The sequence below is a fragment of the Pseudoalteromonas rhizosphaerae genome, from assembly GCF_028885455.1.
GTDB classification, from domain to species: Bacteria; Pseudomonadota; Gammaproteobacteria; order Enterobacterales; family Alteromonadaceae; genus Pseudoalteromonas; species Pseudoalteromonas rhizosphaerae.
Genome location: NZ_CP118496.1, coordinates 3,241,376 through 3,263,929, shown reverse-complemented (window position 1 = coordinate 3,263,929; position 22,554 = coordinate 3,241,376). Strand labels below are relative to the sequence as shown.

Here is a 22,554-nt window from a genome sequence, read left to right as displayed (position 1 = left end):
AGCAAACTGACTTGATATTCTTGTATCAAATTATCGTGATAAAAATTATAATTCTGAGATTAGATTTTAGAAAAAGAGTGTAAAACATGAGTAATGAAGATTTATTCGGCAATAACCCGCTACAAGGCGTTAAACTTGAGCAAGTTGTATCAGAGTTAGTTGATCAATATGGGTGGGAGCTTTTACATGCTTATCTACTGCTAAATTGTTTTAAAAACAACCCTGACATCAAATCTGCAGTTAAATTTTTGCGTAAAACCCAGTGGGCACAAGATAAAGTTGAAAACTTTTATCTTTATAGATTAAAAAATCTACCTAAACCCGATGATGTTCAATATGAACTACCACCACGTGACCGCGTTATTCCTGAAGATCATAAACCGGGTGAACCATGTGAGTTAAGTTTTAGTGACGCAAAACGTATTCAAGCGAAAAAAGAAGCCAAAGATCGTGCACGGACGCGTAAACAACGCTCTAATGCGAGTAATCCTTGGGGTAATTAGAGCTAGGTGCTAACAAATGTTTTAATAATTAAGCTGGCAGTGTGCCAGCTTTTTTGTACTTAATCTTTGTAAATTAACTATTCAACACTAGTAAAGTTAGAGAGTTTAGATCTTTTGGCTAGTTAGCATGGTTACATCGCTACCAGTTTTTATCGAAATTAGATGGTCCATTCTGTTCTGTATATTTTTTCGGACTACAAAATCCATTTCATCATCATAGAGACGTTTTAATTCAACGTCATTACATGATGAGATTAAGTCTTTAATCAAACGATATTGGTGTATTAAGTCAAGAAAAACACCTGTTTCTGTATTTTGAGAAATAGCTATCTCTAGCTCCCTTACTTTGATTATTTTATCAATAGCTACAACATCTTTTTCATCTTTCAATTTTATATCATCTAAGTCAAATAGAGTGCAACTCAGCAACTCTAAATAAGTAAACTCATGCATTTTGTTTTTAATATAAATATCAGCAAGGTACGATACCCAATCTTGCCAATCAATGCTATTAACATACGAGTTTTTATTAAGGTACTCGTCTTTTAACCATTCAATCTCAACAAGTCTATTTTCATTAACCCAAATATAAAGTTCAATAAAAGAGTCACAATCGTAAGTGCTATTTAATATATTATCAAACCTTTGAAGTTTACCTCTGAAGATTTGATATAAAAAAGGTCTATCTATCGTAAGATTCTGAGTACTAATCAAATCTAATTGTTTATCTAAAATCTTTCTTGTTTCTTTTAACTCTAATTTACTTGTTTTCCAAGTTAGAAAAATTAGAATGGAAGTGATTGCTAATAATGGCGGAGTTAAAATACCGTTAAAGTAACTTGCGGTATCAACCCAATTATTAATGGGTGTTTCTAAATTAAAGCTAAACCTAATAAAAAAGAAAAACACAACAACAGCGAATATTCCTAACAGTATTGTGACATACCAAAAAACAGGGTTGTTTTTAGTCCTTTTACTCATCTACATTCCTTCGCTTAAAAACCCTTTTTACACGAATCTCAAGTAGTTAACAACTAAGCAGCGAGACGTACTGCACCAATAAATGAGCAGTACTTTGAATATTCGCCACTTTAGGCCTAGTAACAAGCTGTCAAATCCCCATCCTGTGAGTTAACTCTTCGCTTCGATTACAGAACTGTTACTGTTGCCCGCACTTCCCATCAATACATAATCATTTTTACTGCGGTTGCTAGCAATAATGCTGCGAAGATTTTTTTGATCAAGGACACTGGTAAATAATGGGTGGATTTTGCTCCTAATGCCGCGGTAAACCAAGATGTGCAAATAATACCGAATAATGCAGGCAGATAAACAAACCCAGCGAATCCATCCTCTAGAGCATACAATTCACTACCAGAGCTGATGTAACCAATTGAGCCAAATAACGCGATAACAATGCCACATGCAGAGGCGCAGCCAATGGCTTTTTTCATATTTACCGAGAAAAACGTTAATAAAGGCACTAGCAACGCCCCGCCGCCTATCCCTATCATCGCTGACACACCGCCGGTGATTGTCGTTAAAACTGTTAATAAGCCTTTATTTGGCATTGCGCGCTCTTGTGCTGTATTTCCCTTACTGCTTAAAAACATTTTAATGGCAATCAGTACTACTGTCACCGCAAATACAATTCGCACTATTTTTTCAGGCAGTAGTGCCGCTAAAAATCCGCTTATCAGCGCGCCAAGTGCTACACCCGTCATTACCCACGGCGCTTGCTCCCAAGGTACATTGCCATTTTTATGGTGAGCTATTGCAGAAGAGGTGGATGTAAAAAGTATGGATGCAAGAGACGTGGCAATGGCTGCAATAACAACTTGCTCTGCTGGTAATATTTCAAAATGCAGTAAAATACTACTCAATACAGGCACAATTACCAATCCGCCGCCAATGCCTAGTAAACCCGCTAAAAACCCCACGCCACTGCCTAATAATGCACAGTACACAACTAACACCAGTAATTCATTCATTCCGTTCGTCTCTTTATTATTGAGGGCAATCATCCTAGATGAATGCAGTTATTAAGGCTGCAAGTGAGCTTTCATAAATTTACTGCTTAGCAAGTCATTAGCTATGCAATACAACAACATGTTCTTAACTCACTATACAATCGCGAGTATATCAATATAACTAACAGCACTTTATATTTTTGCCTGCGTTAAGCCCTGAATAATCCTCATGTTTTAGATGAAAAAAATACAACGCAAACATCCAGATGGCTAGACAGCCAAGATTAAAAGGTTAAATTTTTATATTTTAAGCCAAAATTGCGCACTATTTATAATCAGGTACAGGTAACTTTAGTAACCATGAATGTGGTTCATGTTTTAGGTGAAATTAAACCGTTTTTATTCATGTACCGATCCACGTATAAATAGCTCAACTCTTAGAGGCAACACAGTTTTACAGCGGTTTTAATTAAGCCATCAGGCACAAACACAAAAACTGTGAACATCACTTACTGAGAGATCAGTAACGTTAATTCGCTCAAGAGCACAGCATAAACGCAGGTTTTAAATCAGATAATTGGATACAGATCACCATGACTAAAGATTTCACATTTACTATTAAGAGTATTTGTCTCGATGAAAATTATCATCCAGCAGCTAATACACGTATCACTACCAATTTTGCAAACTTGGCCAGAGGCAGTTATCGCCAAGCAAACTTACGCAACGCCTTAAAAATGATCGATAACCGTTTTAATGCCTTGGCGCAGTGGGATAACCCAAAAGCGGATCGTTATTCTGTAGAGCTTGAAATCATTTCTGTTGATATGGATATTGCTGGCAGTGGTAATAGCTTTCCATCGATTGAAATATTGAAAACAAATATTGTTGATCATCACACTAACAAACGCATTGAAGGCATTGTAGGAAATAATTTTTCCTCCTATGTGCGCGACTATGATTTTAGCGTATTACTGCAAGAACATAATAAAGATCAGCCTAAATTTAGTATCCCTGATAACTTTGGCGAGCTGCATGGCAAACTATTTAAATATTTTATTAGTTCTGACAGCTACAAAAAGCACTTTAAAAAGCCGCCAGTAATATGCCTAAGTGTTTCGGATAACAAGACCTATCATCGTACTGAAAATCAGCACCCTGCATTAGGTGTTGAATATCAGCCAAATGAACCGTCTTTGACTGAGCAATATTTCAAAAAAATGGGCTTGCAGGTGCGTTATTTTATGCCGCCAAATAGTGTAGCGCCCTTAGCCTTTTATTTTGTTGGTGATTTGCTAAATGATTACACTCATCTTGAGCTTATTAGCACTATTAGCACTATGGAGACATTTCAAAAAATCTACCGACCAGAAATCTATAATGCCAATGCGACTGCGGGGAAATCATATCAACCAAATTTGAAGAACCTAGATCATTCACTCACGCAAATTGTTTATGACCGTGAAGAGCGCAGTAAATTGGCGAATGAACAGGGGAAATTTGCTGAGCAGCACTTCATCAAGCCATATCAAACAGTGCTTGAGCAATGGTCTGCTAATTACGCGTAATAGCGAGTTCAATCGTTAGATTCAATCGCAACTTAAAAAGTTAACCCAAATAAATGGCATTATTTATTATGAAAACATCTCTTAGCAAAACAATATTACCGACTTCAACTGCAGGCAGCTTACCTAAACCTTCATGGCTTGCAGAGCCGGAGACTCTTTGGTCACCTTGGAAACTTCAAGGTGATGAATTAATTGACGGCAAACACGATGCGTTACGGCTCTCTCTACAAGAGCAACAATGCGCAGGTATTGATATTGTCAGTGATGGCGAACAAACACGCCAACACTTTGTTACCACATTTATTGAGCACCTTAACGGTGTAGATTTTGAAAACCGTAAAACGGTGAGAATTCGTGACCGCTATGATGCCAGTGTACCTACTGTGGTAGGTCCTGTTAGTCGTATAAAACCGGTTTTTGTTGATGATGCTAAGTTTTTACGCAGCCAAACCAAACAACCGATCAAATGGGCGCTACCAGGTCCTATGACTATGATAGATACACTTTATGATGACCATTATAAAAGCCGCGAACAGCTCGCTTGGGAATTTGCCAAAATTCTTAATCAAGAAGCCAAAGAACTAGAAGCTGCGGGGGTTGATATCATTCAATTTGATGAGCCTGCATTTAACGTGTTTTTTGATGAGGTAAATGATTGGGGAATTGCGTGTTTAGAAAAAGCCATTGAAGGCCTTAAATGCGAAACGGCCGTACATATTTGTTATGGTTATGGTATCAAAGCCAATACAGATTGGAAAAAAACGTTAGGCTCAGAATGGCGACAATACGAAGAAGCATTTCCAAAACTGCAGCAATCTAATATTGATATTATCTCATTAGAATGTCACAACTCTCATGTACCAATGGAACTACTTGAACTTATTCGCGGTAAAAAAGTAATGGTAGGCGCCATTGACGTTGCCACCAATACCATAGAAACACCTGAAGAAGTGGCAAATACGCTACGTAAAGCACTGCAGTTTGTCGATGCTGACAAGCTCTACCCGTGTACTAACTGTGGTATGGCTCCGCTACCTCGCGCAGTTGCAAGAGGTAAGCTCAATGCGTTAACCGCAGGCGCAGAGATTATTAGAAATGAGCTGGCTCAAAGTAATTAAAATCTAATTTATTTCATGAGGTGGAGTAACCACCTCGTCCTAATTTATTTTCAACAATTACACTTACTACAAATACAATAAGCCTATATACATAAAGTATTTAATACCCGCGCTTTTGCCAAAATTCGATTTCTGACATTGACTCTTGTTCAAACACTGAAAATGTTTTATCGGCAATCAGTTTGCCGTTTAGCTCTATGGTCATACGCCAGTCACCTATTTTATTGCTGATGAGTTGCCACAAGGTATCGCCTAGGTAAAAGTGCCAGTCATTGTCTTTAACGTATTCAAAGCCGTCAAATGGTGGCATTACCTCACCATCAGCATCCGGTATGTCAGGATGATAAATACAATAATGAAGCTTTTCGCCTTTGGCTTTTTTAATATTAATGATAAAACCAAACTCCACATCGAGTTGTGCGGGTACTTTTGTGGTAAATGCTTGAATTTGCGGTAAGGCTTTTGATGATGAGTCCCACTTTGTATAAATACCAAAGCTTTGCATAGTGATTACGGGCTTAGTTTTTGCCATTATTTATCCTTTTTTTGATGCATTAGTTTAACGTATTTATACGGCAAAATTAAGCGCCAAAACGTTTAGGATCTTTAGGATAGAAAAAATCAGGCTGGCGATCACACAAGGCAAACTCACGGGTGTTTTTGTAAGGTAGTTTCATAAAGCCAGCGACACCGACATCAGTAATACTCACCGCATATTGCATCAACTTATTAAGCAAGCGCTTAAACTGTGCTTCTTTAGTGCCATCTAACAAACGATAGTAATGATGTATTTTCATTCTATCTGGTAAAGCTTCAAAAATAATGCAGCCGGTATGATGTATTTGGTTTAACTCAAATACGCATTTGATCACTTTTTTAGGTAGCTGCAGTTGCTCGTCCGGATCTTTACCGTCTTCAAAATACGAATGTGGTCTGGTGACTTCTGAGCTTTTTAAATTCATTACCTCATAGTCAAGCTCTGGAAGTTGTTCAAACTTAAATGCACCTGTGCCATCACGCTCCAGTTGAATGGTCTTTCTGGCATCAAATAAACAACACTTAAATAAGCCTTTTTGATGAATGCCTTGTGCCAACATCACGGTATTATTAACCGCTTGGGTAAAAGCATGGCCTAGACTTTCGTCATGCATGATCAGTGATGATTCAACGAACAGTGATTCTTCTTTCCAATGAAAGCTTAAGCCCCCTACTACTGGGTATTTTGCTAATCGGCTGATAGAGGCTAAAAATGCTTTTTCAGTATCGCCGGTATCAAACAGGAATTCTTTATAATACCGGTCCAATTGAGCGTCATTTACATCAAGCAGTTGTTGGTTATGGTCGGCTTGGCGTAAAAATTGTTTACGTGAGCTATAAACCACAGTATCAGGTAGTTCGTCATCGTTACCAAACCAAAATGGAATATTGGCTCGCACATCTTCAGCTAAATTGAGCTCTGGTAAATATGCTTTTGCCATAGCAGGCATATTACGCATAAAGTAATCACCCGCCCCGTCTCTTGTAATTTTATTTTTAGAGAGCATACCGTCAATCACTTTTGCAAGCTCCATAGGGAGTCCTAGTGAACTGGCTGGGATCACTTGCGCGCCAAATCGGCATGATTGTGCAGAAGCCAGTGCGTATAAGGTCGACGCCACGCCTTGCTCATCAAAACGCGGCGATGATTTAGCACCTGACATTTGCTCATCACCAATAAAATACACATCCCCCATCCGCGCATTGGTGGTACTTAAATCGCCAGACATTAAATCCATAAAGTTACTGGTGATTGGCTCGCCATTACTGTCTATTTGGGCATACACTGAGCTGCCCCAGTCCACCAGCGATAAGCCTTGGGTATGTTCATCCCACACTAGATTAGAGGGCTTGATATCGCCATGCACAATCGGTTGTGGCGTTATGCCATTTTGCTGAGTGCGTAGGTCTATTAATACATTACGTAGTTTTAGCGCTAAACTGGTGATTGCTGCGGCGCTAAAGCGGCCTTTTTTAAGTGATACTTTTTCTAAGTCTTCGCCTAACGCGCGAGCCATCATTAAAATGCCCTGCTTTTTTATCCGTTCAAAAGCATAAAACTTAGGCACTAATGGGTTATCAACTTGCGAGAGCATATACGCTTCGTCCTCAAGTCGATCACGTACACTTTGCGCCAAGGTGATACGTGAAAATTTAAACACCCAAGGAAGTTTACGCTCATCTAAACCCGCAAATACAAATCCAAAAGCACCCGAGCCAATCATTTCAACCTGGCTGTAGCCTAAATTAGTGAGTTGCTTAATACAGATATTAAGCCATTGGCGGTGTTTTTTGGCGTCATGGTGCGAAAGCAAATAGACCGACTGCTCTTCATTGATATAAAAATTGCGGATTGCTTTGGTTTTCACTGCGAGGTCTCAACGTATTCTAAAAAAAGTAAGGGATAAGGGTGACGCTAGCTTATTGATTATTAATTTTTTAGTTCTAAATTTCTAGTCATTTAGCCTCAGCTTAGCGTGTCCTGACATTTTGCGCAAAAAAAGTGTAAAAAGGCAATGTGTGTTAAAAAATAATGCCCCCAACTCACTAAACGACAGGTGATACTCCTTATTCATGGTAATTGCTTAGTTAGATAATACAGACTTTATGATTGGTAAAATAAAAGAAAAAAAGCCGCGTGATCAGCGAACTGATCACAACAGCTTTTAACAACCAGAATCGTTATAAATTAGAGTGCTTGTTCAAGCTCTGGTAGCACATCAAATAAATCTGCTACTAAACCATAATCCGCCACTTGGAAGATTGGCGCATCGGGATCTTTATTGATAGCCACAATTACTTTAGAGTCTTTCATACCCGCTAAGTGCTGAATTGCGCCACTAATACCTACAGCAATATATAAGTTAGGCGCAACGATCTTACCGGTTTGACCCACTTGCATATCGTTTGGCACAAAGCCTGCGTCAACCGCAGCACGAGACGCACCAATTGCCGCGCCTAGTTTATCGGCAATACCATTAAGTAATGAAAAGTTCTCGCCATTTTGCATACCGCGTCCACCTGATATAACCACTTGCGCAGCAGTTAACTCTGGGCGCTCAGATTCGGTTTGCTCAACACTTACAAATGCGCTTAATTCACTGCTAAACACAGAATCAACAACACGACTCTCAGCGGGAGCTTGCTCACCTTGCAGATCAAAGCTACTTGCACGAACGGTGAGCACTTTTTTGCTATCCAGTGATTTTACAGTTGCGATGGCATTACCTGCATAGATTGGGCGTTTAAATGTATTAGCGTCAACCACATCAATGATTTCTGAAATTTGTGCAACATCAAGTAATGCGGCAACACGTGGCATAAAGTTTTTGCCCGTTGTAGTGGCACTAGCAACAAGATGCGAATAATCTGGCGCAAGCGATAATACTAAATCTGCGATATTTTCAGCTAACTGATGCGCATACTCGCTATGATCAGCCACCAGCACAGTGTTTACACCTGAAATACTGGCCACTATTTCACTCATTGGTGCTACGTTTTCACCAGCAATTAGTACATCAACAGCAAAACCAAGCTTTAATGCTGCGTTTATGGTTTTAGAAGTTTCAGGCTTTAAACTGCCATTGTCATGATCTGCTATAACTAATGTTTTCATTTAAATCACCTTCGCTTGTGTTTTTAATAAATCAACTAACTGGGCTACATCATCAACAATGATACCGCCACTGCGTTTTGCCGGTTCATGTACCGCAACAAGTTCGATACGCGGGGTTAAGTCTACACCTAAGCTATCAGCTGCAATTACCTCAAGTGGTTTACGTTTGGCTTTCATAATATTTGGCAATGATGCATAACGGGGTTCATTCAAACGTAAGTCTGTTGTGACTACGGCCGGTAACTTTAATGCCACGGTTTGTAAACCGCCATCAACTTCACGCGTCACATTAACAGTGCCATTTACTATATCGACCTTTGATGCAAACGTACCTTGCCCGCGCCCGGTAAGAGCCGCCAGCATTTGACCTGTTTGATTGTTATCTGAATCAATCGACTGTTTACCTAAAATCACCAGTTCAGGGGCTTCTTGCTCCACGATTTTAGCAAGCAGCTTTGCAACGTGCAGTGATTCTAATTTTTCGTCAGTCTCAATATGAATCGCTTTATCGGCGCCCAGTGCCAGTGCTGTACGTAATTGTTCTTGAGATGCTTTAGCACCAATGGTTACAGCAATCACTTCAGTGGCAGTGCCCGCCTCTTTTAAGCGGATAGCTTCTTCAATGGCAATCTCGCAAAATGGGTTAAGTGCCATTTTCACATTAGTTAGATCAACGTCGCTATTATCTGCTTTAACGCGTGCTTTTACGTTGTAGTCGATAACTCTTTTTATTGGAACGAGAACTTTCATAGGAACTCCATAATTATTTAAACCTACAAGCTAACGTGTACGTCAACCTATTTATTTTATGAAATCAGACTACTTCCTGTTGACGTAAACGTCAACCTAAAATAACCTTAAACTATTCATCGCCTGTAACGTTTCATTTGCAAGTATGAAATTGCCCTTGTAAAGGCACAGGTCCGTCACATAAAAGAGGTTAATATGGTCGAACGCGAAACCATGGAATTTGATGTCGTTATTGTCGGCGCAGGCCCTGCAGGCTTAGCTACCGCCATACGATTAGCGCAACAAGCACAAGAAAAACAACAAGAGTGCATGATCTGCGTGGTTGAAAAAGGCTCTGAAGTGGGCGCCCATATTTTATCGGGCGCAGTATTTGAAACCACCGCTTTGGACGAGTTACTGCCCAATTGGCAAGAACTTGGCGCACCAGTGACCACTAAAGTAACCAGTGATGAAATATATTGGTTTAATAATGACAGCAAAGCCACCGCTATCCCTCACTTTGCCGCACCTAAAACATTTCATAATACTGATAACTATATTGTCTCTATGGGTAATGTATGCCGCTGGCTTGCAGAGCAAGCAGAAAACCTAGGGGTTGAGATTTTCCCAGGGTTTAGCGCGCACTCACTGATTATTGAAGATGACACAGTAAAAGGCATTATTACCGGCGATATGGGCCTTGATAGCAATGGCAATGAAAAAGATGGCTTTATGCCTGGCATGGAACTTCGTGCTAAATACACTGTATTTGCTGAAGGTTGTCGTGGTCACTTAGGTAAACAGCTGATCAATCAGTTTGCACTTGATCAAGATGCCTCACCGCAACATTATGGTTTAGGCTTTAAAGAAATTTGGCAAATCGATCCTGCTAAACACAAGCAAGGCACGGTAGTTCATGGCACCGGTTGGCCCTTAAGTGCAGATACTAACGGTGGTGCGTTTATGTACCACAGTGATAATAATCAAGTTGTAGTCGGCTTAATTGTTGATTTAAATTACTCAAACCCGCATTTAAGCCCGTTTGATGAATTTCAGCGCATGAAACACCACCCAATCTTTAAAGATGTATTAGCCGGTGGCGAACGTATTGCTTATGGCGCTCGTGCGATTGCAAAAGGTGGCTTGCACTCATTACCAAAAATGCACTTCCCGGGTGGTTTGTTGGTCGGCTGTGACGCGGGCACTTTGAATTTTGCCAAAATCAAAGGCAACCACACAGCGATGAAGTCAGGTATGATTGCCGCTGAGGTGATCTTTAGCGCGCTTACAAACGAGCAACAGCATACTGACTTAGTTGACTACAGCGAAGCATTTAAACAAAGCTGGGCTTATAAAGAGCTATACCAATCACGTAACTTTGGCCCTGTGATGCATAAGCTAGGAAAATTTATTGGTGGTGCGTATAACACCCTTGATCAAAATATTTTTGCAGGGGCATTACCTTTTACTTTTAAAGATAATATCCCAGATCACGCAACGCTAGTTGATAAAAATCAGGCCAGTGTCATTGATTACCCGAAGCCTGATGGTCAACTCAGCTTTGATAAATTATCTTCGGTGTTTTTATCAAATACCAATCATGAAGAATCTCAGCCGTGTCATTTAAAACTAAAAAATAGCGCTATTCCTATCGATGTTAACTTAGTTAAATTTGACGAGCCTGCTCAGCGCTATTGCCCGGCGGGTGTGTATGAGATACAGCAAATTGCCGGCAAAGACGAGTTTGTGATCAATGCACAAAACTGCGTGCATTGTAAAACCTGCGATATTAAAGATCCGAGCCAAAACATCACCTGGGTAACACCTGAAGGAGCCGGTGGTCCCAACTACCCAAATATGTAATCTAAATACAATTAAAGCGCTTGATACAGCGTTAAAATAATATTTTACATATAAATTATAAACCTATCCTAAATTGCAGGGGCTTCGGCCCCTTTTTTGCGCTATGCTAATAAGAATTATATATGAGTGAGATATTTTTATGCCGTCGTCTAATGTTGTATTCCGTTTTTTAGCAGAGCCCACCGATGTGAATTTTGGCGGGAAGGTTCATGGCGGTGTCGTCATGAAGTGGATTGACCAAGCAGGTTATGCCTGCGCTGCTGGTTGGAGTGGTCATTACTGTGTCACTGTATCTGTCGCTGGGGTTAAATTTCGTCGCCCTATTCTAGTTGGTCAAATTGTTGAAGTTGAAGCTAAAATTGCCCACACTGGTAAAACCAGTATGCAAATCTTTATACAAGTTCGTTGTGGCGATCCGAAAACGCGTAATTTAGTTGAGACTAACCACTGTGTAATTAGCTTTGTTGCCATGGACGAAACAGGTTACCCCGTAGCAGTGCCAGAATACATCGCAGTGAGTAATGAAGACAAAAAATTAGAAAACTACGCAATTAAGATGAAAGAGATTGCCATAGAAACTGAAACTTTATTGCATAAATCAGAACCCTGATCACCTAAACTATCTATCTGTAAAAGCTACATCCTAGTCAGAAATCTTTTCTCCAGCCAAACTGAACGAGCGTTTAAATAGCGCTCATTGGTATACTTTATATGCTATAAAAGACTATAACTGGCTGTTTTTAAGCCAAATTAATCATGGCACGCACAATGCAATATTAAAATTAACCGGTAATTTAAAGGTTATATTTTTATTTTGTAAAGGAGCTATTAAATGATTAAATCAATTTCACTTTCTGCTATCTCATTAGCATTGTTAGGTTTTAATACTGCAGCTAGCGCAGAGACAACAAACATGGATTACCCTCGCGTATATACAGGTATTGGTTACGGCCAATACTCATTCCAATTTGAAGATTCTGAAAACGACATCGATTTTGACGACGACTCACAGATGCTCAAAGGCTATGTTGGTTCACAATTTAATAAGTATTTGAGTTTAGAACTGGCCTATCAAAACTTTGATGAAGTAAGTGATATAGATAGTTACGCTGAGGTAGATGGTATCTCCCTTGCTGCACGATTAGCAGCACCAATAACAGAAAGCTTTTCTGTCTACGCTAAAGGTGGTTGGTTAGAATGGGACGCCGAGGTCACCAGTGATATTCCAGCCCTTGGTGAAATATCAGCCGATCAAAGTGGTGGCGATATATTCTACGGTGCAGGTATTGAATATGCATTTACCAGTAATATGCAAATACGCTTTGAGTACGAGCGTTACGAATTAGAAGACGATATTGACCCAGATATGGACGTGGCATCAGTATCTGTACAATATATGTTTTAAGGAATGCTTAACCTGTTCTGAGGTTATTTAGCAGTAAAAGGCAGCTTCGAGCTGCCTTTTTTGTTGTTAGCGGTTAGAATATCGTATCTTTAACAGTAATTGAGTTTCATGAGCGATTTTCAACTAACGGCTATTGGCCATATTCAATCTCCTTATAAACAAAAGTTCGCCATTCCTCGCCAACCGCGTTTAGTTCCACAAGCAAAAGCTAAGTTGGTATTTGCTGCTGATTTTAACCGTGAAGAATTTGTTCGTGGTTTAGATGAATTTAGCCATATTTGGTTATTGTTTCGCTTTCATGAAACTGCTGATAAAGGCTACTCAGCCATGGTTAGACCACCGCGTTTAGGCGGTAATGAGCGCAAAGGCGTATTTGCCACACGCGCGACCTTTAGACCCAATGCCATAGGCATGAGTGCCGTCAAGCTTGAAGGCATAGAGTATAAAAATGGCCAGCTGTGTTTATTATTGGCAGGCATAGATTTACTTGATGGCACCCCGATTTTAGACATCAAACCATATTTACCTTATTCAGATGCCATGGTTGATGCCACTGCAGGCTTTGCTGACACGCGCCCAGAAACGCAAATGACCGTTGAGTTTAGCCCGCAAGTGCAGGCGTTTATTGAACAGCAAACCAACTTCCCAGAGTTGCATGACTTTATTAGTAATGTACTTAAGCAAGATCCTCGCCCTGCCTATAAAAAGCAAAAAGAGGGTGAACAAAGTTATGGAATGACCTTGTATGATTTTAATATCCGTTGGCAAGTCAACGACGAGCATAACTATGTCACTAGCATAGAAAAAAGTTAGAAAAACACACTTAGCGCTTTAGTGTAAAAGCAACCGCTGCTAAACTGAGTGCCCAATTGAAATAATAATTTTATAACTATCGGAATAAACATGCGTACCAGTCAATATATACTCGCAACACTTAAAGAAACGCCATCAGATGCTGAAATTGTATCGCATCAATTAATGTTAAGAGCGGGCATGATCCGTCGCGTCGCGTCGGGCCTATATACTTGGTTACCCTCTGGATTACGCGTGTTACGAAAAGTCGAAAACATTGTGCGTGAAGAAATGGACAAATCAGGTGCAATCGAAATGTTGATGCCTATTATTCAACCTGCGGATCTATGGGAAGAGTCTGGCCGTTGGGAGCAGTTTGGCCCAGAACTTATGCGTTTTACTGACCGTCACAATCGTACTTTCGCGTTAGGACCAACCCATGAAGAAGTGATCACCGACTTTGTTCGTAAAGAAGTAAGTTCGTATAAACAATTACCGCTTACTTTGTATCAAGTACAAACAAAAGTGCGCGACGAACGTCGTCCTCGTTTTGGGGTTATGCGCGCGCGTGAATTTACTATGAAAGATGCCTATTCATTTCATTTAAGTGAAGAATGTTTAGATGCAACTTATCAAGTAATGCACAAAGCATACTGTAATATATTCGATCGCTTAGGCCTTGATTACCGTCCTGTTATTGCTGATACCGGCTCTATCGGTGGTAGTGTATCTCATGAATTTCATGTGTTAGCTGAATCAGGTGAAGATGCTATCGCCTTTAGTGATAAAAGTGACTATGCAGCAAACATCGAAAAAGCAGAAGCATTAGCGCCAAGTGAAGCGCGCCCTGCTGCCGCAAAAGAATTAAAAGCATTCCCTACGCCTGATGCGAAAACTATCGACGAGCTAAAGAAACACTATGGTGTTAAACCTCATCGCAGTGTTAAAACACTGATTGTTTACGGCGCGCCAAATGAAGATGGTCAACGTGGTTTAGTTGCATTAGTAATACGTGGCGATCATGAGCTTAACGAACTTAAAGCTGAAAAACATCCATTAGTAGATTCTCCACTGGAAATGGCAAACGAGGCTGACATAATTGCAGCCATTGGTGCTAAACCGGGTTCATTAGGCCCTGTTGGCTTAACCATGCCAATTTTAGTAGACCGTACAGCCAACGTAATGGCTGATTTTGTAGCTGGTGCTAACAAAGATGACGAGCATTACAGCGGTATTAACTGGGATCGCGATGTAACTGAGTATGAAGTTGCTGATCTACGTAATATTGTCGAAGGTGATCCTAGTCCATGTGGTAATGGTACTTTACATATTAAACGCGGTATTGAAGTTGGCCATATCTTCCAGCTTGGTACTAAGTACTCAGAAGCGATGAAAGCGGGAGTATTAAACGAAAGCGGTAAAAACCAAATAATGACTATGGGTTGTTATGGTATTGGTGTATCGCGTATTGTCGCAGCGGCTATTGAACAAAATAATGATCAATACGGCATTATTTGGCCACAGCCAATCGCCCCATTCGATTTAGCCATTGTGCCAATGAATATGCATAAATCGCATCGTATACCGGATATCGCTAATAACCTTTACGACGGTTTAAAAGCCGCAGGCTTAGACGTGTTATTTGATGACCGTAAAGAGCGCCCAGGTGTGATGTTTAACGACATGGAATTACTCGGTGTACCTTTCACGTTGGTAATTGGTGAGCGTAATCTTGATGAAAACAAGGTTGAGTTGAAAAATCGCCGTACTGGTGAAAAATTAATGATAGATATTGATACCGCTGTTGAAGCAATCAAAGCGGCCATGAACGCTTAATCATCAGCACCTTCTGAAAAAAAAAACCGCGTAATGCGGTTTTTTTGTTTTTGCACGATCATTAATTGTCATAGATGTTTCGTCAAACAGTCTTATAAACGTCATTCAAGTTGCTTAACTTTGTTGTTATTACACCGTGAGTAACCTCCTATGCACGACATCGAAAAAAGTGATAAAAAGTACTACCCAGCTGTTTGGATCTCCGATGTACATTTAGGCTATAAAGATTGTCGAGCAGATTACCTACTCGACTTTTTAAATAGTATTGAGTGCGATACCCTTTATCTAGTGGGTGACATCGTCGATTTATGGTCTATGAAGCGAAATTTTTATTGGCACCCTAGTCACTATCAAGTATTAGCATGTATTCAAGCCAAAGCAGTTCAAGGTACTCGAGTGATTTATATTCCCGGCAATCACGATGAAACATTCCGACACTACGTCAATAACAGCCTATTTGGTATTGAAGTCCACCAGCAGTTTATTCACACAACCAAAGCCAACAAACGATTTCTTCTGGTTCACGGTGATGATTTTGACTCAGCAACTAGGTATAACAAACTGATCAGTATTGCCGGTGATACAGGTTATGACTTTTTACTGTTTTTAAATCGCTGGACTAATCGTATTCGACGCCTATATGGTGGTAACTATTGGTCACTTGCTGCTTGGATAAAAGCCCGCGTTCATAAAGCGCGTGAAGCAATAGAGGCATTTGAAAATGCTGCTATTCATGAGGCTAAAAAGCAAGGCGTAGACGGTATTATTTGCGGTCATATTCATCACCCACAACTCAAAGTCGTTGATGGCATTGTTTACTGTAATGATGGCGATTGGATAGAAAGTTGTACCGCAGTAGTAGAGCAAGAAAATGGTCGTATCGAATTGCTACACTGGTCTGACACTCAAACAGTGATTAATTCTGCTGATATTACCAAACTTAATCAAAATCTTGGTGGACCAAAGGCTAAACCTGAAAAATCAGTAGCTTAAAATTTAGACTGTGTGGTTTATTTTAACCACATAGCTAATTTATCTTTCAAAACTTTTGGCTTTATGGGTTTGGTAATATAATCATTCATACCTGCTGTAATACAACGCTCTCTGTCACCTGCCATAGCGCTGGCTGTCATAGCGATAATAGGCACTTTTGCATAGTCAGCACCAGCTTTGCTGCTGCGAATTGCAGAGGTTGTGTCATAGCCATTGAGGCTTGGCATTTGGCAATCCATTAAAAGCAGATCAAATAAAGGTGTGTGCTCTGTATTTAATATTTCTAGCGCATCTAGGCCATCGCTGGCACATACAATAGTGACACCGGTATTTTTTAATATTGCTTTGGCAACTTCAAGGTTGATCATATTATCATCAACCAATAATACCTTAAAGTTTGATAAATCGTATTCAACATATTCTGTTTGCTCACTACCTTGGCTAGCAACCAAAAAACTATTATTAACACCAAACAAACTTGCTAACTTATAGCTAAATTGATCTTGAGTAAGCGGCTTATTTAGCACATGGCAATTTTCAGGTACCTGCTCTTTGGCTTTTTTACTAAGCAGTAAATCACGCAAGATTAATACATATTTTTTATTCTGCTTATTACATAAATTAATCAGTGTTTGTAAGTATGGGTGATCATTATCAACAACCAGTAAATCAACTTTTAACTCTTGATATTGTGCTTGGTAGTCAAATCGTTGAATATTATTGGCCGCTACTTGGCAATTTTTAATCAATAAATTAGTGACATTGTTATATACACTGTCGCTATCTATCAGCACGCCAACCTGAATATCTTTTGCCAACTCAACGGCTGTATTGAGCTTTTTCTCAGCTGCAATATGTAATTGCACTTGCGCTGTAAAACAGCTTCCCTTGCCCTTTTCACTGGTTACACTAATATCACCGCCCATCAATTGTGCCAGCTTACGACAAATTGATAAACCAAGCCCTGTGCCTCCAAAGTGGCGAGTGGTACTGGTGTCCTCTTGAGTAAAGGCCTCAAACAGCTTATCGATATTTTTTTCAGCAATGCCGATGCCTGAGTCTTCAATAACAAAGCTCATTAATAACTTTTCTTCAGTAAGATACTGACACCCAACAGTCAAACTGACTTCACCTTGATGAGTAAATTTGAATGCATTATTAAGTAAGTTTATTAATATTTGTTTTAATCGGTGGCTATCTCCGACTAACATACGGTCAATAACTTTATCAGTATACAAAAACACTTCTAAGCCTTTACGCTGTGCTTGCAGTGCCATTGAGGTGATCATATCACTGCATACAGTAATCACATCAAAACTGTGATTATCAATATCAAGTTTACCAGCTTCGATTTTTGAAAAATCCAAGATGTCATTAATCAATGTCATTAATGAGTTAGCGCTGCTATTGGCCAGATCTAAATATTGCTGTTGCTGCTGCGTTAGCGTGTCTTCTTTGAGCATTTCCAGCATCCCTAATACACCATTCATAGGCGTACGTATTTCATGGGAAATATTAGCAATAAAATCACTTTTTGTTTTACTGGCTGCCAAAGCTTGTTCAATCGCACTTTCAAGTTCAGTTGTGCGTTGTTGCACTTTTTGCTCTAACGTACTATTGAGTTTTTCAAGCTCAACTTGGGTCTGTTTAAGTGAATTAATGTTTCGTAAAATCGCTGCTACTTGGTAGCGCTGGGTAAAGATATCAAACACGCTAGTAAGTGTAATTGAGTAAAAGTGTTGTTGATCTTGCGGGTCAATAAATACGCCTTCAAATGATGGTTTTGATCCCTGTGCTATTGTTTCATCAATACATGACTTGTCACTTTCAGTAAGCGAAAATAATTGCGTAAACTGGGTGTGATCAATAATGATATCAAAGCACTGTAATGCTGTTTTATTAGCATTACTGATAAGGCCATCCTCTTGTACTGTTAAAATTGCATCGAGAGAATTTTCAATAATCTTGTTATTACGCTCCTTCAAGGTGTGAAGCTCTAATTTGCGGTTTATATACCTTTGGTATAACCACACTAATAACCACAAAGCAGTGAAAAGTGAAATAATTACCAACACAAAATGATCACGGCGCTTAGCAACGTCTGTTAACAAAATATCGGTATTAATTGATACCGCAAGTTCAAGGGGCAACATGCTAATGTTATTTTCTAAACTAATACGTTGTTTTAAATAATAATGACTTGGTAAATCATGAAAAGGTAAAGTCGCTTGGCTGCTCATATCTTGGCTTTGACTAAATACACTTGACCAAGTAATGTCTTGACCAAACTCAAAACCAAATCGTAGTTTAGGATCTGGGTGAAATAAAAACTGCTGCTGATCATTTAACAGATAAACATCAACCCCAGCAGATGAACTAAAAGTAACACTATTAAATAACTCGTCAGCAAAATAATTTGTTACTAATACAGCAAATACTGCTCCTTGTTTATTAAATACCGGCTTCGCAACTCGGTAGGTGCTCACGTAGGGTATCTGAATTTGACCATGCTCTCGATTATAGTTAATCGGTGATATATAGACAGATTCACTATCTAACCTGCTGGCATTAAGCATGTAATCCCGTTGCCCTTTTTGTTGTAATAAGTCTCCCTCGAGGCGCACCACAACATCATTGATCCTATCAACACGGACAATTTCTTGACCATTATCAGCAAGGGTAATATATCTGGCTTGTAATAGCTGCTGGTCAGTGCGCATAAAGCCACTAAATATTTCAGCTAAGCGCGTTTGCCATATTGCGATGGGCGTATTTAATAGTGGATCAATAAGGTTATTTGCAGCGGCTCGACTAATACCACTGATAGGCGGCGTGACATTTAAAAAGTTGATTGACGAGACACTGTCTTTTAAATGCCCTTTTAATATTTGTGCTTTTGTATCAAGCTCTTGCTGTAGTGTGGTTTGGGCAATCTGGTAAACATCTTTGCGTGCTTTTTGCTCATAAATATATAAAGCAGGAGTTGCGAAGATGAAAAAAAACAGCAAAGCTAATAAAGAAAGTTTATTACTGCGAAATAAATTAGAAAATGTCAGAGGGTAGCGCATCAAAATTGCCAGTTTGCTTTCAAAACAAACTACATTATAGAGCAATTAAAAAGTTATCTCTGCGCTTTTTATCGATTCTTAGTTTTTCTAAGGAAACTATAGTAATAAAAAATGACGAGCTAGCCCGTCATTTTTATTATTTAACTGAGAGTATTGTAACAACCACGCCCAGCCTACTTCTTTATAATTTGTTACCTAAATAAGACTTCTTCTTTATTAAACCATTTAACACAAAATGCTAATAGTGCACCGGCAACAACGACGGTCGCTAAAAAGATTAGTCCAAGTAACGTGTAATCAATCGTACCTTTGATAATTTCTTTAATCGCTAAAGCCACATTAGTAACCGGTATAAATGCGGTTTTAGCTGTTAGCTCAACATTCGGTAGTAATGCAACAATGATAGGAAATATCACCCCCATACTCAGTGGTGTCATGTAATTTTGTGCTTCTTTAAAGCTACGCGCATAAATCGATATTGCTAATGCAAGAGAAGAAAAAATCGCGGCGACGGGTAATAAAATAATAAAAATGAGTGCCAAATCTAATACGCGTAATGAACTAAATGCTGTTTTTATCACATCCAAATCAATGAAAGAAATCGCGATACTGATCCAAACGCCCATACTCAACACGGTTATCGTTGTGGTGGCGATTGACGCTGCAAGTAAAGTAATAAATTTACCTAATACAAGTTGCGTACGGGTGATTGGTGTCAGTAGTAACGTTTCTAATGTGCCGCGTTCTTTCTCACCTGCACCTAAATCAATTGCTGGATATGTTGCTCCCATCAATACTAATGGGATCAGTAAGTAAGGGATAAAGCCGCCTATTTTCTCACCTAAATTTTCTCGTTTATCAGCAGTATCAACTTTTACAACTTTGATTGGATCAATAATCGCACTTTGTTGCTCAACTGAAACACCGTAGCTTAATAGTTTTTCAGCTCTTAGCTTATTACCAAATTCTTCAGCAAGCTCTGTTACTCTGTCGAATAAAAAGTTAATCGCTTTGGCATCGTTATAAACCACTTGCCACTGGCTTTGTTTTGCGTCATCAAGGTTTTGTTTGGCATCTGCGGGTAAGAAAATACCCATATCAATGGTGCCGGCTTTAACGGCCTCTGTAAGCTCTGCAACTGTATTAAAGGTGTGTTCACCTTTGTATAATTGAAAACTTTTATGGTAAAAAACTTTATCTGTGAATGATTGCGCATATTCGCCATTGATAATGGCATAGGTATGAACTTTTTGTTCGGCTTCAAGTGTTGCTTGAGAACTAATAAATGCCATCACCGCAAATAATAATGGAAAGATAGCAACTGGTAATGCGACAATAAAAATGAGTGTTTTTTTATCTCGTAATAGCTCCTTTAATTCCTTTTTAAATACTTCAAACATTATTTTTCTCCGTCAAAATATTCATAAACGCTTGATTTAGTTCGTCGCTTTTACCCACTTTTTTAAATTCGTCAAGACTGCCGTCAAAACAACTGATACCTTCGTTGATCACCGCAACGCGGTCACACAGTAGCGCTACTTCATCTAAATGATGGGTTGAAAATATAACAGGAGTCCCTTGTGCTTTAAGCCGTTTGATAAACTCGATCACCGTTTGAGTGGTCATAATGTCTAATCCCGTGGTCGGCTCATCAAGTACCACGACTGCCGGATGGTGCACAACTGCGCGGGCTATATTGGCTTTTTGCTTCATACCCGTTGATAAATTATCAGCACGTTTATCAATAAAGCTATGCATATCGAGTAAATCAAATAACTCTTCACACCGTGATCTAATCGCGTCTTTACTCATACCGTGTAGTTTTGCAAAATATTCGATATTTTCTTTTACCGTTAAACGGCCATATAAACCGGTACTGCCAGATAGAAAACCAATAGACTTACGACCAAATAGTGGTTTTTTTATGATGTCTTCACCAGCAATAATTATTTGCCCTTCATCGGGTTTTAACGCTGTCGAGATCATTCTTAGCGTGGTGGTTTTTCCTGCACCATTAGGGCCGAGTAAGCCCAGCACTTCGCCTTTATTACAATGAAAGCTGACATCTCGCACCGAATGAAAATAATCTTTATCTTCACGGGGATCTATTTTATCGACTTTGTTTTTTTTATGGTCTTTAGTTAGCTTAAATTTCTTTTTAAGCCCCGTAACTTCTATCATGTTCGTGTCCTTCGTTTTGGTCTAAAGTAATCTGTATTACTATAAAACTCGGGGTTATTATTATCATACCAGCCTGGTACGCCTAGCAGTGGTAATGGTGAGAGCTGGCTATTGTCCCTTAAACAGTTATCGACGCTAATCATCTCATAAAGGGTTTGATCAATATACTGATACTGCTGGGCTAAATCTTTACAAAATATGTCACTCGGTACTTTTACAAATAATGCTTTACCTGTCAGACCAATATACGGCTTTGTTAGCATTTCATAATTAGCGTGGCCGAACATAAATGGCGCAATGGTTTTCCCCCACAACGCTCTTTGCTCAATAAATGCCTGCTGCCATTGATGATTTTTAAGTAACGCAGGCCAAACATCATCACTTACAGCAAGTACAACCCCACATTCATCAAACAAGGTTAAGGCATTGCGGTGTTTTGAGCGTACTTTAGTGCCATGAAGTGTGATCTCTTCAACATGGCGTTGATTGATTAATGCTTTAGTTTTAGGAAATAAACACCAGATAAGTCCACCAAATAAGTCATGCCAATTTTGTTGTCGCGTTGGTACTTTACCGGTATCAAAAATGATTTGCTCATAATAGCGCTCTTCCTCACTAAAGCAGGCGTCATCAACAAAGCGAATTGTTTGCTGATTTGCATTTTTAGCATCTAAAAATGATGAAAACCACGCACATTGCGGCCAGTCGGATAAACCGTTTAAAGAAAACAGTGTATTTAAATGGCTAAATGCACCATTTTCTAAACTGGCGCTATGCCATTGTTCGTAAGGGGTAAAACGCTTCATGAGTATCTTTAGCTTTACAATTATTATGGTTGGAGTTTACCGCAAAAACTGGTTCTCTTTAATAGAAGTT

Annotated in this window: 19 protein-coding genes; 9 read left to right on the top strand and 10 right to left on the bottom strand. The window is 39.4% G+C overall.

Annotated elements, in window-relative coordinates; genetic code table 11:
- The first annotated feature begins 86 nt into the window (after nucleotides 1-86).
- A complete protein-coding gene (locus PVK79_RS13950; protein WP_145233938.1) occupies nucleotides 87-503 on the top strand; it encodes a VF530 family protein in 417 nt (138 codons plus the stop codon).
- A 105-nt stretch (nucleotides 504-608) separates the two neighbouring features.
- Here the strand turns inward: PVK79_RS13950 and PVK79_RS13945 are convergent, their stop codons facing one another.
- Nucleotides 609-1,484, bottom strand: coding sequence for a hypothetical protein (locus PVK79_RS13945; RefSeq protein WP_257325960.1), 876 nt, complete (start codon nucleotides 1,482-1,484; stop codon nucleotides 609-611).
- 200 nt (nucleotides 1,485-1,684) lie between these two features.
- On the bottom strand, nucleotides 1,685-2,494 hold the full coding sequence (locus tag PVK79_RS13940; protein ID WP_257325958.1) for a sulfite exporter TauE/SafE family protein: 810 nt from the start codon (nucleotides 2,492-2,494) through the stop codon (nucleotides 1,685-1,687).
- 572 nt (nucleotides 2,495-3,066) lie between these two features.
- Here PVK79_RS13940 and PVK79_RS13935 point away from each other — a divergent pair.
- Together PVK79_RS13935 and PVK79_RS13930 are read left to right on the top strand one after the other, a co-directional pair.
- Nucleotides 3,067-4,041, top strand: coding sequence for a DUF1852 domain-containing protein (locus PVK79_RS13935; protein WP_182717840.1), 975 nt, complete (start codon nucleotides 3,067-3,069; stop codon nucleotides 4,039-4,041).
- Nucleotides 4,042-4,109: 68 nt separating this feature from the next.
- The gene (locus tag PVK79_RS13930; RefSeq protein WP_257325957.1) at nucleotides 4,110-5,159 is read left to right on the top strand and encodes a methionine synthase; all 1,050 of its coding nucleotides are present in this window, start codon (nucleotides 4,110-4,112) and stop codon (nucleotides 5,157-5,159) included.
- Between the two features lie 100 nt (nucleotides 5,160-5,259).
- Here the strand turns inward: PVK79_RS13930 and PVK79_RS13925 are convergent, their stop codons facing one another.
- From PVK79_RS13925 to PVK79_RS13910, 4 genes are all read right to left on the bottom strand, one after another.
- A complete protein-coding gene (locus PVK79_RS13925) occupies nucleotides 5,260-5,691 on the bottom strand; it encodes a DUF3859 domain-containing protein (protein WP_257325956.1) in 432 nt (143 codons plus the stop codon).
- Between the two features lie 49 nt (nucleotides 5,692-5,740).
- Complete coding sequence (locus PVK79_RS13920) at nucleotides 5,741-7,564, bottom strand: protein kinase domain-containing protein (protein ID WP_149981098.1); 1,824 nt, start codon at nucleotides 7,562-7,564, stop codon at nucleotides 5,741-5,743.
- Between the two features lie 320 nt (nucleotides 7,565-7,884).
- Entirely contained in the window at nucleotides 7,885-8,811 is a 927-nt protein-coding gene (locus PVK79_RS13915) for an electron transfer flavoprotein subunit alpha/FixB family protein (RefSeq protein ID WP_257325955.1), read from the bottom strand.
- Complete coding sequence (locus tag PVK79_RS13910) at nucleotides 8,812-9,561, bottom strand: electron transfer flavoprotein subunit beta/FixA family protein (RefSeq protein ID WP_257325953.1); 750 nt, start codon at nucleotides 9,559-9,561, stop codon at nucleotides 8,812-8,814.
- Nucleotides 9,562-9,756: 195 nt separating this feature from the next.
- On the opposite strand from PVK79_RS13910, the gene PVK79_RS13905 reads away from it, so the two are divergent.
- From PVK79_RS13905 to PVK79_RS13880, 6 genes are all read left to right on the top strand, one after another.
- Nucleotides 9,757-11,403, top strand: a complete 1,647-nt coding sequence (locus tag PVK79_RS13905) for an electron transfer flavoprotein-ubiquinone oxidoreductase (RefSeq protein WP_257325952.1) — start codon at nucleotides 9,757-9,759, stop codon at nucleotides 11,401-11,403.
- 139 nt (nucleotides 11,404-11,542) lie between these two features.
- A complete protein-coding gene (locus PVK79_RS13900) occupies nucleotides 11,543-12,013 on the top strand; it encodes an acyl-CoA thioesterase (RefSeq protein WP_145233918.1) in 471 nt (156 codons plus the stop codon).
- 222 nt (nucleotides 12,014-12,235) lie between these two features.
- Nucleotides 12,236-12,808 (top strand): outer membrane beta-barrel protein, encoded by a 573-nt coding sequence (locus tag PVK79_RS13895; RefSeq protein WP_145233916.1) that lies wholly within the window; start codon nucleotides 12,236-12,238, stop codon nucleotides 12,806-12,808.
- 108 nt (nucleotides 12,809-12,916) lie between these two features.
- Entirely contained in the window at nucleotides 12,917-13,621 is a 705-nt protein-coding gene (gene tsaA / locus PVK79_RS13890) for a tRNA (N6-threonylcarbamoyladenosine(37)-N6)-methyltransferase TrmO (RefSeq protein WP_145233914.1), read from the top strand.
- Nucleotides 13,622-13,711: 90 nt separating this feature from the next.
- Complete coding sequence (locus PVK79_RS13885; protein ID WP_257325949.1) at nucleotides 13,712-15,436, top strand: proline--tRNA ligase; 1,725 nt, start codon at nucleotides 13,712-13,714, stop codon at nucleotides 15,434-15,436.
- Nucleotides 15,437-15,586: 150 nt separating this feature from the next.
- Nucleotides 15,587-16,429 carry a UDP-2,3-diacylglucosamine diphosphatase gene (locus PVK79_RS13880; protein ID WP_182734736.1) on the top strand — a complete coding sequence of 281 codons (843 nt, stop codon included), beginning with the start codon at nucleotides 15,587-15,589 and terminating at the stop codon, nucleotides 16,427-16,429.
- Nucleotides 16,430-16,446: 17 nt separating this feature from the next.
- Here the strand turns inward: PVK79_RS13880 and PVK79_RS13875 are convergent, their stop codons facing one another.
- The 4 genes from PVK79_RS13875 to PVK79_RS13860 form a co-directional block, all read right to left on the bottom strand.
- Nucleotides 16,447-19,497: an ATP-binding protein gene (locus tag PVK79_RS13875; protein ID WP_257325948.1), complete on the bottom strand. Its 3,051-nt coding sequence runs from the start codon at nucleotides 19,495-19,497 to the stop codon at nucleotides 16,447-16,449.
- Between the two features lie 191 nt (nucleotides 19,498-19,688).
- Nucleotides 19,689-20,897: an ABC transporter permease subunit gene (locus PVK79_RS13870; RefSeq protein WP_182730935.1), complete on the bottom strand. Its 1,209-nt coding sequence runs from the start codon at nucleotides 20,895-20,897 to the stop codon at nucleotides 19,689-19,691.
- On the bottom strand, nucleotides 20,890-21,678 hold the full coding sequence (locus PVK79_RS13865; RefSeq protein ID WP_182734741.1) for an ATP-binding cassette domain-containing protein: 789 nt from the start codon (nucleotides 21,676-21,678) through the stop codon (nucleotides 20,890-20,892). The genes PVK79_RS13870 and PVK79_RS13865 overlap by 8 nt, the downstream gene beginning before the upstream one ends.
- Entirely contained in the window at nucleotides 21,675-22,484 is an 810-nt protein-coding gene (locus PVK79_RS13860) for a DUF3025 domain-containing protein (RefSeq protein ID WP_257325947.1), read from the bottom strand. The genes PVK79_RS13865 and PVK79_RS13860 overlap by 4 nt, the downstream gene beginning before the upstream one ends.
- Nucleotides 22,485-22,554: the final 70 nt, after the last annotated feature.